Annotated in this window: 6 protein-coding genes; 3 read left to right on the forward strand and 3 right to left on the reverse strand. The window is 69.9% G+C overall.

The window, feature by feature from the left end:
* Positions 1 to 81 precede the first annotated feature (81 nt).
* Complete coding sequence (uvrA, locus tag LR393_RS04250; RefSeq protein ID WP_231481668.1) at positions 82 to 3,252, forward strand: excinuclease ABC subunit UvrA; 3,171 nt, start codon at positions 82 to 84, stop codon at positions 3,250 to 3,252.
* Between the two features lie 547 nt (positions 3,253 to 3,799).
* On the opposite strand, the gene LR393_RS04255 is transcribed toward uvrA, so the two are convergent.
* Entirely contained in the window at positions 3,800 to 4,441 is a 642-nt protein-coding gene (locus LR393_RS04255) for a GNAT family N-acetyltransferase (protein ID WP_231481669.1), read from the reverse strand.
* Between the two features lie 92 nt (positions 4,442 to 4,533).
* On the opposite strand from LR393_RS04255, the gene LR393_RS04260 reads away from it, so the two are divergent.
* A complete protein-coding gene (locus tag LR393_RS04260; protein ID WP_231481674.1) occupies positions 4,534 to 5,523 on the forward strand; it encodes a class I SAM-dependent methyltransferase in 990 nt (329 codons plus the stop codon).
* 483 nt (positions 5,524 to 6,006) lie between these two features.
* Here LR393_RS04260 and metH read toward each other — a convergent pair whose 3' ends face one another.
* Positions 6,007 to 9,642, reverse strand: coding sequence for a methionine synthase (metH, locus tag LR393_RS04265; RefSeq protein WP_231481679.1), 3,636 nt, complete (start codon positions 9,640 to 9,642; stop codon positions 6,007 to 6,009).
* Positions 9,643 to 9,954: 312 nt separating this feature from the next.
* Between metH and pepN the strand changes: the two genes are divergently transcribed.
* A complete protein-coding gene (gene pepN, locus LR393_RS04270) occupies positions 9,955 to 12,387 on the forward strand; it encodes an aminopeptidase N (RefSeq protein ID WP_231481685.1) in 2,433 nt (810 codons plus the stop codon).
* 120 nt (positions 12,388 to 12,507) lie between these two features.
* Here pepN and LR393_RS04275 read toward each other — a convergent pair whose 3' ends face one another.
* Positions 12,508 to 13,704 (reverse strand): MFS transporter, encoded by a 1,197-nt coding sequence (locus LR393_RS04275; RefSeq protein ID WP_231481686.1) that lies wholly within the window; start codon positions 13,702 to 13,704, stop codon positions 12,508 to 12,510.
* Positions 13,705 to 13,796: the final 92 nt, after the last annotated feature.

Here is a 13,796-nt window from a genome sequence, read left to right on the forward strand (position 1 = left end):
CCGTCACTCGCGCACCGGTGTTCGCGCTGCGGGGCCCGCTCGACGCGAAGACTGTCGGTGGGGGCACCTAGCATGGCCTGCGTGAGTGACCGACTGATCGTTCGCGGAGCCCGCGAGCACAACCTGAAGGACGTCTCGCTCGATCTTCCTCGTGACGCACTGGTGGTTTTCACCGGTCTGTCCGGGTCGGGCAAGTCGTCCCTGGCGTTCGACACCATCTTCGCCGAGGGGCAGCGCCGGTACGTCGAGTCGCTGTCCGCCTACGCCCGGCAGTTCCTCGGCCAGATGGACAAACCCGATGTCGACTTCATCGAGGGGCTGTCACCGGCCGTCTCGATCGACCAGAAGTCAACGTCGCGTAACCCGCGGTCCACCGTCGGCACCATCACCGAGGTGTACGACTACCTGCGCCTGCTCTGGGCGCGGGCCGGGCGGGCACATTGCCCCATCTGTGGCGAGCCCATCACCAAGCAGACGCCTCAGCAGATCGTCGACCGGCTGCTCGACCTGCCCGAGGGCACGCGCTTCCAGGTGCTGGCCCCGGTCGTGCGGGCGCGCAAGGGTGAGTTCGTCGACCTTTTCGCCGACCTGCAGACCAAGGGATTCTCCCGGGCCCGGGTCGACGGCAAGGTGGTCTCGCTCGCCGACTCGCCCACGCTGGACAAGCGTTACAAGCACACGATCGAGGTCGTGGTCGACCGGCTGGCGGCCAAGGCCTCGTCCAAGCAGCGCCTCACCGACTCCGTCGAGACGGCGTTGCTGCTGGCCAACGGCATCGTGGTGGCCGACCTGGTGGACGAGCCCGAGGGCGCGCCCGACCGGGAACGGCGCTTCAGCGAGAAGATGGCCTGCCCCAACGAGCACCCGATCGCGATCGACGACGTCGAGCCGCGGGTCTTCTCGTTCAACAATCCGTTCGGTGCCTGCCCCGAGTGCACCGGTATCGGCACGAAGCTCGAGGTCGATGCCGAGCTGCTCGTGCCCGACGAGGATCTCACCCTGGCCGAGGGCGCGATCATCCCGTGGACGCAGGGTTCGGCGGAGTACTTCCTGCGCCTGATGAAGGCCTTGGGCAAAGACCTCGGGTTCAACGTCAACACCCCGTGGCGGGCCCTGCCGGAGCGGGCGAAGACGGCCCTGCTCGAGGGGCAGGACTACCAGGTGCACGTGAAGTTCAAGAACCGCTTCGGCCGGGAACGCTCGTACACCACGGGTTTCGAGGGTGTCGTCCCGTTCATCCAGCGCCGTCACTCGGAGACCGAGTCGGACTGGAGCCGCGAGCGGTACGAGGGCTTCATGCGGCAGATCCCGTGCCCTGTGTGCAAGGGCAGCCGCCTGCGTCCCGAGGTGCTGGCCGTCACGGTCGGTGGCCGGTCGATCGCCGATGTCTGTGCGCTGCCGCTGCGTGAGGCCGCGGAGTTCCTCGGGTCGCTCGAGCTGACCAGCCGCGAGAAGCAGATCGCCGACCAGGTGCTGAAGGAGATCCACGCCCGCGTCGGCTTCCTGCTCGACGTCGGCCTGGAGTACCTGTCGCTCGACCGGGCCGCGGGCACGCTGTCCGGTGGTGAGGCACAGCGCATCCGCCTGGCCACGCAGATCGGGTCCGGGCTGGTCGGGGTGCTCTACGTGCTGGACGAGCCGAGCATCGGCCTGCACCAGCGCGACAACCGGCGCCTCATCGACACTCTCACGCGCCTGCGCAACCTGGGCAACACGCTGATCGTCGTCGAGCACGACGAGGACACGATCCGGGCCGCCGACTGGGCGGTCGACATCGGCCCGGGCGCGGGTGAGCACGGTGGTTATGTCGTGCACTCCGGCACCGTGAAAGAGCTGTACGAGCACCCCACCTCGCTGACCGGCATGTACCTGTCGGGCCGCAAGGAGATCGAGGTGCCGCAGGTCCGGCGCCCGCGTGACCCGAAGCGTCAGCTGACCGTGGTCGGTGCCCGCGAGCACAACCTCAAGGGCCTGGACGTCTCGTTCCCGCTGGGTTGTCTGGTGGCGGTCACCGGGGTCAGCGGTTCTGGTAAGTCCACGCTGGTCAACGACATTCTCTACACCGTGCTGGCGAACAAGCTGAACGGCGCCCGCCAGGTGGCCGGCCGGCACAAGACGGTGAAGGGCCTGGAGCACCTCGACAAGGTGGTCCACGTCGACCAGAGCCCGATCGGGCGCACCCCGCGCTCGAACCCCGCCACCTACACCGGGGTCTGGGACCACGTGCGCAAGCTGTTCGCGCAGACCCAGGAGGCCAAGGTCCGCGGCTACCAGCCAGGCCGGTTCTCGTTCAACGTCAAGGGCGGTCGCTGCGAGGCGTGCTCCGGTGACGGCACCATCAAGATCGAGATGAACTTCCTGCCCGACGTCTACGTGCCGTGCGAGGTCTGCCAGGGGGCCCGGTACAACCGGGAGACCCTCGAGGTGCACTTCAAGGGCAAGACCGTCGCCGACGTGCTGGACATGCCGATCGAGGAGGCCGCAGAGTTCTTCGAGGCCGTCCCGGCGATCGCCCGGCACCTGCGCACCCTGGTCGACGTCGGCCTCGGGTACGTGCGTCTGGGTCAGTCGGCGCCGACCCTGTCCGGCGGTGAGGCTCAGCGCGTGAAGCTGGCCAGCGAGCTGCAGAAGCGCTCGACGGGCCGCAGCATCTACGTGCTGGACGAGCCGACCACGGGTCTGCACTTCGAGGACATCCGCAAGTTGCTGGGCGTGCTCCAAGGGCTGGTGGACAAGGGCAACTCGGTCCTGGTCATCGAGCACAATCTCGATGTGATCAAGTCGTCCGACTGGATCGTCGACCTCGGTCCTGAGGGAGGTAGCGGCGGCGGCACCCTGGTCGCCGAGGGCACGCCGGAAGACGTCGCGACGGTTCCGGAGAGCCACACGGGTCGCTTCCTCGCCGACCTCCTCGACATCGAGAACCCGAACGCGATCGAGGGCCGCGGGGCGGAGATCAAGAAGTCCCGGTCGGTGGCCGCGACGATCACGAGTGTCGGCAAGCCCGCCACCAGTAAGGCGGTTCCGGCCCGGAGCACGGCAACCAAGACCACAGCGGCCAAGGCCACGACCACAAAGAGCGTGACGGCGAAGACCACGGCGGCGAAAACCACGGCGGCCAAGACCGCGGCGGCGAAGAAGGCGCCCGGGGCCAAGAAGACGCCGGCGAAGAAGGTTGCGTCCCCGGCCCGGGCCGCGTCCAGGCGGGTCGACCTGGACGCTTCGGATTCGGTGAGCACGCGGCGTCGGTAGCTCGTGGGGCGGGGTGTCCCCGGCACGTGGACATCCCGCTCCTAAATCGCTGTCGGTGGTGGACCGCTGGGAGAGGGTCCGAGCTGTCCTACCAGCACATATACGCCGCTGAGACCGGCGGCCACCCCCGTGGCCCCGGCTCAGTCATGTTCACCGGTGACGTCCAGGTGCGCGAAGTGCGCCCGTCCACGGAGATCTTCAGGCGGTGTGGGCTCAGGCCTGGTCGGGCCCGGGGGCAGCAGCGGCTGAAAAGAGAGCCTGGGCAGGAGTGCCGGTCCCGTGTCCGTGGTGGACGGGTGGTTGACGCGGTTTCAGGTGTCCGGGTCCGGTGGGCGTGGGGCCTGGAACTGCGTCACCCGGGCGTCGAGGCCTGGGACGAGCGGGATGGGAGTGCCACAGTTCGGACGTGGTGGTGTCCGGACGTGGTGGTGTCCGGACGTGGTGGTGTCCGGACGGCACGGGCTGAGGGGGCTTGGCTAAGGGCCGGTTCCACGTCCGCGGTGGACCGGGCACGTGGTTTCTCAGGGGAGGCCGGACGCGTGGGGTGTCACAGACCGAACGAGGCTCGACAGGGGGCCATCCCCGTGACCGTGACAGTTGGCTGGGTGCTTTCGCGCCAGGCCTCGACGGTCAGGCGCAGCCGATCGGAGATCAGGGCCTCACCGTTGCGGGCGTCCACGCGGATGCCGTCGTGCCGGTAGCCGAGTTTGCGGGAGACGCCCTGAGACGCGTGATTGTCCTGGAACACCTCGGTCAGCGCCGCGGTGGCGCCGAGCTGGTCGAAGGCCAGGGCGAGCAGGCCTGTCCTGGCCTCGGTTCCGTAGCCGTGGCCCTGGTGCGGCAGGCCCAGCCACGATCCGCTGGTGACCTCCCGGACCACGGGGAAATCCCGGGCGCGCAGGCCCACGAGTCCGATCGGCTGCCCGGCCAGGAACACCCCCCGGTTCAGTGCCCACGACGCGACGTCCCAGGCGGCGAGGTCCCGCCAGTGCGCCTGCAGCACGTTCCGGGCCCGGTCGGCCGGGGAACCGTCCGACCACGGGGTCAGGAACGGGCGCTCGTCCGGGGGATGCACGCCCCGGCCGGCGACCTGCGCGATCTCGGCGATCTCCTCCTCACGGGGAAGGCGTAGCTCGAGGCGTGGTGTGACGACGGAGAGCCCGTACAGCGGCCAGAGATCGGGGAGCACACCACGGGAGTCTGCCAGCCGCTGAGGGACGAACGGCGAAGAACACGTTCGTCCGGTGTCCCTTTGGTCGCTTTTTCGGGCACTCTGTAGCTGTGCGAGAAGCATCCGTAACCGAGTCCTCCGTCGTCGGGCCGCCCTCACGGGGCAGCGCCTACTACGACCGCTGGTACTCCGACATGCAGGTGTCGCCGGTCAAGGACGCCATCCTGGCCCGCCGCCTCGGGATCCCCGCCGACTTCGGCCCGGTGGGCGTGCTGCCGTTCGGGGCGCTGGACGACATCGCCGGGAGACTGGCCCTGACCGAGGGCGCTCTGCTGGCCGACATTGCCTGTGGCCGCGGCGGTTACGGGATCGAACTGGCCCGGCGCGCGGATGCGCGGCTGGCGGGCGTCGACTTCTCCGCCGTCGCGCTCGGGCAGGCCCGGAGTACGGCCGCCCGCCGGCTGGGACGGGAAGTGACGGCGGCGGATCTGGGGAGATCGGCACACACCGGTCTGCCGGGGCCGCGGGAGAACGGTGACGGCCTGGACGCTGCGCACGGTCTGGACGCTGCGCACGGTCTGGACACTGCGCACGGCCCGGGCGCTGCGCACGGCACGCCGGCGAGCACCGGCTGGCCCGGTTCGCCGTACCTGGACACGGGCCGCGCACGGTTCTGGCTCGGCACGCTGACCGCCACCGGCCTGTCCGCGGCATCGGTCGATGCCCTGCTGTGCACCGACTCGATCCAGTTCGCCGGGCCACCGGCCGCGGCGCTCGCCGAATTCCACCGGGTGCTGCGTCGTGGGGGCCGCCTCGCGCTCACCACCTGGATGGCTGCGGATCCTGAGGATGCCCGGGTGCCGGAGCGGATCCGGCAGCTCGATCTGCAGCGGGATCTGGTCGATGCGGGATTTGAGGACGTCGTGGTCGAGGAACGTCCGCAGTGGGCGGCTGTGGAGCGCGGCCTGTACGAGGAGGCCGTCGCCACTTCGAACGACGGGAAAGACCTGGCGCTGGCCTCGCTGCAGGACGAGGGGCGCGCGGCTCTGGAAGACTTCGACAAGATGCGGCGGGTCGTGGCCTTCGCGACCCGACCGTAGACCGAACGGTGGACGTCGACGAGAAGCTCGTCGACGTCCACCATTTCAGATTTTACGGATCGTGGGGCGCAGCTTCGGAGGGACGATCCGCGCGGTGTGCGAACGGTGAGGGCCGCTCGCGGTGGGGGTGCGGCGCCGGAGGCGGAAACTCCTGGGGCTCAAGAGCATCCGCCCTCATCGGGTCCGGGGGCTACTTGAAGTACTGGTACACGAGGTAGACGACGAGCAGGATGATCAGGACTTCCATGGGCACCTCACCTTGGCCGAAGGGGTCCTGGAAATAGTCATCCGCGGGAACCGGGCGGACAAGGTGCCCTCGATGCGCCGGCGGGACCGGCCGATGCACCGACCGACAGCCATCCGCAGGACAGGTGCCGTGTGACCGATCCGGTGCCGGGGTGTACGGGGGCAGGATCCGTGCACTGTGGATGCACTCTGGGAACTGCGGCGACGGGCCCTCTCCGGACCCGTCACCGAGCGCGGTTACTTGGGGTCGTAGGCGAGATTCGGGCGCAGCAGCTTCTCTGTCTCGGACTGGGTCAGACCCCGGCGGGCGGCGTAGTCGGCCACCTGGTCGGCACCGATCCGGCCGACCGTGAAGTACTTGGCCTCCGGATGGGCGAAGATCAGGCCGCTGACGGCGGCGGCGGGGCTCATGGCCCAGCTCTCGGTCAGCGTGATCCCCACCTGGTCGGCCTTCAGCAGGTCGAAAAGCTCTTCCTTGAGCTTGTGGTCGGGGGAGGCCGGGTAACCGAGCGCGGGGCGGATGCCGCGGAACCGCTCGGCGTGCAGGTCTTCCAGCAGGGGCTGGGCGTCGGGCTCGAACCACTCCCGGCGGGCCTGCAGGTGGATCTGCTCGGCGAAGGCCTCGGCCAGCCGGTCGGCGAGCGCCTTCACCATGATCGAGCGATAGTCGTCGTTCTGGGCCTCGTACGAGGCGGCGAGCTTCTCCGCGCCCTGGATGGCCACGGCGAAACCGCCCAGGTGGTCACCCGAGCCGCGGGGGCCGATGTAGTCGGACAGGGCCCGGTTGGGGCGGCCCTCGGGCTTCACCGTCTGCTGGCGCAGCATCGGGAAGCGGACGCCGCCCTCGAGGACGATGTCGTCGCCCTCGGTGTGGGACGGCCAGAAGCCGTAGGCACCCTGGGCGGTGAAGTGCCCGGCCGAGATGATTTCGTCCAGAAGGGTGTTCGCGTCGTCGAAGAGTTCCTGGGCCACCGGTTCCTTCAGGATGGCCGGGTACTTGCCCTTGATCTCCCAGGCCAGGAACAGGAAGGTCCAGTCGATCAGGCCCCGCAGTTCGGTGAGGTCGGCGTCGACGGTGCGCAGGCCGGTGAACGTGGGGGTGGGAAGGTCGGAGAAGTCGACCTTCTCGGCGTTCAGCCGGGCCTGTGTGACCGGCAGCAGCGGGTTGGCGCGGCGGTTGGCGTGGGCCACCCGCAGGCGTTCCTGCTCGGTGCGGGTCTCGTCCAGGAATCCGGCGGACTGCGTGGGGCTGAGCAGCGCGGCCGTGACCCCGACGACCCGGGAGGCGTCGAGCACGTGCACGGTGGCACCCTCGTAGGTGGGGGCGATGCGGACGGCCGTGTGCTGGCGTGAGGTGGTGGCCCCGCCGATGAGCAAGGGCATCGTCATGCCCTTGCGCTGCATTTCCTCGGCCACGTTCACCATCTCGTCGAGCGACGGTGTGATCAGGCCGGAAAGCCCGACCACATCGGCGTTCTCGGCAATCGCGGTCTCCAGGATCCTGGCCGCCGGAACCATCACGCCGAGGTCGATGACCTCGTAGTTGTTGCAGCCCAGCACCACACCGACGATGTTCTTGCCGATGTCGTGCACGTCGCCCTTCACGGTGGCGAGCACGACCTTGCCCTGGTTGGCGCGGCCGGTGGGAACGTTGCCCAGCCGCAGAGCCTCTGCCTTCTCGGCCTCCATGTACGGCTCGAGGTAGGCGACGGCGCGCTTCATCACCCGGGCGCTCTTCACCACCTGGGGCAGGAACATCTTGCCCGCGCCGAACAGGTCACCGACGACCTTCATGCCGTCCATCAGCGGGCCCTCGATCACCTCGAGAGGCCGGGCGAACTCCTGCCGGGCCTCCTCGGTGTCGGCCTCGATGAAGTCGACGATGCCGTGCACGAGCGCGTGGCTGAGCCGGTCACCGACGGAGGCCTCACGCCAGGAGAGGTCGATCACGCGCTTGGTGCCCGACCCGCTGACCGAGCCCGCGAACGTCACCAGGCGATCGGTGGCGTCCTCGCGCCGGTTGAACAGCACGTCCTCGATCAGCTCGAGCAGGTCTTTCGGGATGTCCTCGTACACCGCCAGCTGCCCGGCGTTGACGATGCCCATGTCCAGGCCCGCGCGCACTGCGTGGAACAGGAACGCCGAGTTCATCGCCTCGCGCACCACGTTGTTGCCGCGGAAGGCGAAGGACAGGTTCGAGATGCCGCCGCTGATCTTCGCGCCGGGGCAGCGCTCCTTGATGCGCGGCAGCGACTCGATGAAGGCCTTGGCGTAGTTGCTGTGCTCGCTCATGCCGGTCGCGACGGCCAGGACGTTCGGGTCGAAGATGATGTCCTCGGCGGGGAAACCGAGCTCGTGGGTGAGCAGGTCGTAGGCCCGCCCGCACACCTCGACCCGGCGGTCGGCGGTGTCGGCCTGGCCGGTCTCGTCGAACGCCATCACCACGACGCCCGCGCCGTAGCGGCGGATCTGCCGGGCGTGGTCGAGGAAGATCTCCTCGCCCTCCTTGAGGCTGATCGAGTTGACGATGCCCTTGCCCTGCAGGCATTGCAGCCCGGCCTCCAGCACCGTCCACTTGGAGCTGTCGACCATCACCGGGATCCGGGCCACCTCGGGCTCGGTCGCGATCAGGTTGAGGAACGTGACCATCGCCTGCTCGCTGTCGAGCAGGTCGGCGTCCATGTTCACGTCGAGCACGTTCGCGCCGCCGCGCACCTGCTCCACGGCCACCTCGACCGCGGTCTGGTAGTCGTCGGCCTCGATCAGCCGGCGGAACTTCGCCGAGCCGGTGACGTTGGTGCGTTCGCCGATCATCACGAAACCGGTGGTTTCGGTGATGTTCATCGGCTCCAGGCCGCTGAACCGGCTCTGGTGCGGGATCTGCGGCACCGGACGGGGTTTGAGGCCCTTGACCTTCTCGGCGATCTTCGCGATGTGTGCCGGGGTGGTACCGCAGCAGCCGCCGACCACGTTGACCAGGCCGTCGTGTGCGAAACCGGCCACCAGGTGACTGGTCTCGTCGGGGGTTTCCTCGTACTCACCGAACGAGTTCGGCAGGCCGGCGTTGGGGTGGCTCGCCGTGTAGGTGCCCGCCAGCCGCGCCAGATCGGACACGTAGGGACGCATCTCGGCGGCGCCCAGCGAGCAGTTCACGCCCACGACCAGTGGGTTCGCGTGCTCGATGGAGCGCCAGAAGGCCTCGACGGTCTGCCCGGAGAGCGTGCGCCCGCTCATGTCGACGATCGTCACGGAGAACCAGATCGGCAGGCCGGGCGCCACGTCGCGGGCGGCGGCCAGAGCGGCCTTGGCGTTCAGCGTGTCGAAAATGGTCTCGACCAGGAGCAGGTCGACGCCGCCGTCGCGCAGGGCCTCGATCTGCTCGGCGTACGAGTCGTGCACCTGGTCGAACGTGACGGCCCGGTAGGCCGGGTCCTCCACCTTCGGCGACAGGGACAGCGTGACGTTCAGCGGGCCCACCGACCCGGCGACGTACCGCCGCACGCCGGTCTCGCGCTCCGCCTCGTCGGCCGCCTGGCGGGCCAGCTTCGCCGCCTCCAGGTTCATCTCGCGCACCATGGACTCCAGGCCGTAGTCGGCCTGCCCGATGCTGGTGGCGGTGAAGGTGTTGGTAGTGGTGATGTCGGCGCCCGCGGCCAGGTACTGGCGGTGCACGTCGAGCACCACGTGCGGTGCGGTGATGTTCAGCAGGTCCGGGTCACCGGTGACGTCTTTCGGATGATTCGCCAGACGTTCCGTCTGATAGTCGGACGGTGCGAGCTTCGCGTTCTGGAACATCGTGCCCCAGGCGCCGTCCAGCACGGCGATTCTGCTGTCCAGCAGGTCACGCAGCGCACGGGTTCGATCTTCAGCCATCTTGCAACCCCACTCCGACACGGAATCGACATGTTCTGAGAGGGGCGCCCTTCTGTGCTCTGAGCCTCGGTGAGCGTGGCGGGCTCTGATGGTGGCAGTGCCCGTTGCAGCGCCTCTCACGTGCGGCCGACGCACAAGTTTACGAGGTAAGGGCCCAGAAACCGAGTCGCGGGGGACCAACGGGGTGGCAGGTACCCTTCCGGCCGACACTTCCGCACCTGAAAATGAGGGACGCGGGTGCGCCCCGGCAGGTGGTTCGGTCGCGGAACGTTTAGGGTTGGAAACACCCGGATCGTCCGTCGCAGGATTCTCGTGGAGTCGCTGGTCGTGAAGAGCCTGACGGAGGGGGAAGCCCGGGAACGTGCGGACCTGCTCGGGGTGGAGCGGTACGACATCGCGGTGGATCTCACCGATCTGCCGACCGGGCCACGGGTGCGCACCACCTCGACGATCACCTTCTCCTGCCGCACCCCGGGGGCCGCCACGTTCGTGGACGCTGCGGCGACCGTGCTGGGCGCGACGCTCAACGGACGTGCGCTGGGCCCGGCCTCGGAGGGCAGGCTGTCGCTGGACGACCTCGCCGCGCAGAACACGCTGGTGGTGGAGTGCGAGCAGACGAACACCCGGGACGGCGCCGGTGTGCACAAGGCCGTGGACCCGGCCGACGGTGAGGTCTACCTGTGGACGTCGTTCGAGCCGGACCAGGCTCGCTGGGTGTGGGCGTGCTTCGACCAGCCCGACCTGAAGGCGCCGCACGCGTTCACCGTCACCGCTCCGGCGGAGTGGACGGTGACCAGTAACTCGGGCACCGCGCGGGTGTCTGACGGGCCGGGCGGGTCGCGGGTCTGGGAGTTCGGCGCGACGCCCACGCTCTCGCCCTACAACACCGTGGTCAACGCCGGGCCGTTCCACCAGGTGCGGCGCCGGGTCGACGGGTACGACCTGGGCCTGTTCTGCCGCCGGTCGCTGGCCCCGGTGCTCGACCGGGACGCCGAGCAGCTGTTCACGGTCACCTCCCAGGGGCTGCGGTTCTTCGGCGAGCAGTTCGAGATGCCCTTCCCGCAGGCCCGTTACGACCAGGTGTTCGTGCCGGAGTTCGGTGGCGCGATGGAGAACTTCGGCTGTGTCACCTGGAGCGACGGTTTCCTGCGCCGCAGCGCTCCGACGCCGGTCGAGAACGAGCAGCTGGCCCGTGTCCTGCTGCACGAGATGGCGCACATGTGGTTCGGCAACATCGTCACCATGCGCTGGTGGGACGATCTCTGGCTGAACGAGTCGTTCGCCGAGTTCGCCTGCAACTGGGCCGCGGGCGAGGCCACGGAGTACACCGACTCCTGGGCCCGGCACCTGGTGGCCGGCAAGCTCTCGGCCTACCTCGCCGATCAGGGACCGGTCTCGCACCCGATCCGCCAGCCGATCCGCGACGTGGCCGAGGCGATGTCGATCTTCGACTCGATCACTTATCCCAAGGGTGCTTCGGTGCTGCGGCAGTTGCAGGTCTATGTCGGGGAGAAGGCGTTCCGGGCCGGTACGGCCGCCTACTTCGCGAAGTACGCCTGGCAGAACACCACGCTGCAGGACCTGGTCGACGAGCTGGCCGCCGCGAGCGACAAGGACCTGACCACGTGGCGGGACGGCTGGCTGGGCACGGCCGGCACCGACCACTTCACCCTGGACACCTCGGGGGAGCAGCCGGTGCTGGTGGGACGGGGCCCGCAGGGTCCGCCGCGACCGCAGGTGCTCGCGGTCGGCTCCTACCGCTCCGGCCTGGCCCCGGGGAACGGCCTGACCCGCACGCACCGGGCCCTGGTCGAGGTGAGTTCCGCGCGGACGTCGCTCGACCTGCCCGGTGACGCGGACTTCTACCTGGTCAACGACGACGACCTGACTTTCGCGACCACCCGCCCGGCCGACCCGGCCGCGGCCGCGCGACTGCCCACCCCGATCGCCCGCGCGGTCGCCGTCACGAGTCTGTGGGACGCCCTGGTCACCGGTGAGATGAGCGCCGACCGGACCGTGGCCGGTCTGGTCGCGGTGCTCGACGTGGAGACGGTGCCCGTCCTGATCGGGACCTACCTGAACCTGGCCGGTGACGTGGCCGGCGACTGGGCCCCGGCCGCTCACCGGACCGCGATCGAGGCGCAGGTGGCGGAGGTAGCCCGGCGTCTGGCCGCCGACCCGGCCCGGCGGAGCGTGGCGTTGCGCACCCTGGCCCGTGTCACCGGTGATCTCGAGGCCCTGTTCGGTGAGGTCGGTGACGACATCGATCTGGCCTGGCGGGCACTCGTGCGCAAGTCCGAGCTGGGCGGCGACACGACGGCACAGGTCCAGGACCTGCTGGACCGCGACCCGGACCCGGACGCCGGGATACGGTCGATGGCGGTGCGCGCGGCCGCTCCCGACCCGGAGGCGAAAGCCACGGCCTGGCAGGCCCTGGTCGACCGGACCGTTCCCCCTCCCGCCGTCCGGGCGGTCAGCTCCGCCTTCTGGCGCCCCGGTCAGGAGACCGTGCTGGCCGGGTACGCCGAGCGGTACCTGGCCCTGCTGCCCACCCTGCACCGGGGCGGCATGATCCCGGCGCTCCACCTTTCCCGCGACCTGTTCCCGGTCTTCGGCATCGACGAGGCTTACGTGGCGCGGGCGACCGAGGCGGCCGCCGCCGGCGACGTGGCGCCGGTGGTCGCCAAGACCCTGGCGGAACGTGCCGACGAGGTGGCCCGCATGCTGCGGGCCCGGAAGGGGTGAGCCCTGGTTCCCGGGCTGGTTCCCTGATTGCTTCCCGCCCACTGAGACCTGGATGACGGACCCCGCGCGCAGCGGCAGCAGGGTGCCGTCGATGTCTCCGGGGTGCTCACCGGCCATCGTTCACACCTGCCGGAACGGGCGGGAGGAGAACCCCAGCAGGCCACTGAGCAGGAGCAGTGACGCGGCCAGCGCCGTGACGGGCGTGGGGTCGACGGCGTCGGCGAGGGCCCCGACGACATTGTTGGTCACGAGCAGGGCCACGGTCTGGACGAGCACGAGCACCGCCTGCACCCGGGACAGGTGCGTCGGCGGGGTGGCGCCCAGGACCGCGGGGGAGGCATGCCCGGCGAACAGGCCGGTGCCCGCGCCGGAGACGGCGGCGCCGAGGACGGCCAGGGCCGGACTCGGCGCCAGCGCCACGAGCAGGAGCCCGGCGGCGGCGATCACGGTGCCGGCCGCGACCGCCTGCCCGGCACGGGGCAGGGCTCCGCGCCGGGCGATCAGCAGGGCCACCGCGATCGTGCCGAGGGCCTGGGCGCCGACGACCAGGCCCGCGCCGCGGGCACCCCAGCCGTGGTCGCGGGCCAGCAGTGGCACGAGGATCGAGAACGCGGGCAGCACCAGGCCCGCGACGGCCCCGGTCAGCAACAGGATCGTGCGCAGCACCGGGTCGGCCAGGGCGAGACGCAGGCCGTCGAGCGCAGACGCGGCCAGGCTCCCGGTGGCCGGGACGTGGTCACTCATCGGTGTGATCAGGAGCAGGACGGCCAGCACGGCGGCGAACGTGATCGCGTCGAGCAGGAGCACCCCGGAGAGCCCGACCGCCACCACGAGCAGGCCGCCGAGAGGCCCCGCGATCAGCTGGGCCACCTGGCCCCCGGCCTGGCGCAGGCCCAGCGCCCGGGGCAGTTGCCCGGGGGTGACGAGCAGGCGGGGCAGGCTGCCGGAGGCGGGCAGGTAGAAGGCGTCGACGAGACCGAGCACCAGGCCGGTCACCAGGAGGATCCCGGCGGCCGGCCCGGACCGGTGCAGGACGAGGGCCAGGACGAGGCAGAGGCCGATCATCACCGCGTCGCCGGTGATCATCACCCGCCGGGCGCCGACCCGGTCACCGAGCGCCCCGCCGATCAGCAGGAACAGCGCCCGCGGCAGGTTGACCGCGGTGAGCACCAGCCCGGCGAGGGCTCCGCTGTGCCCGGTCGCGGTCCAGCCCAGGGCGAAGTAGAGCACGCCGTTGCCCAGGATCGAGATCACGGCGCCGCTCACCCACAGCAGATATGCCTGGGGCAGAGGTTCTTTCGCGGTGGTGATGGTCACTGTCCGGGCTCCCCGTCGGCCGTGTCCGGTATGTCGGGGTGGAGCCTACGGACGGGGTCCGACAATTTCGGCGGGGTCCTGGCCGGGTCTCG

The organism is Kineosporia mesophila (assembly GCF_021129235.1).
In the GTDB taxonomy this organism is placed as follows: Bacteria; Actinomycetota; Actinomycetes; order Actinomycetales; family Kineosporiaceae; genus Kineosporia; species Kineosporia mesophila.

Coding starts and splice junctions, on each gene's coding strand:
- metH (WP_231481679.1), bottom strand. CDS start 9,642: ATGGCTGAAGATCGAACCCGTGCGCTGCGTGACCTGCTGGACAGCAGA.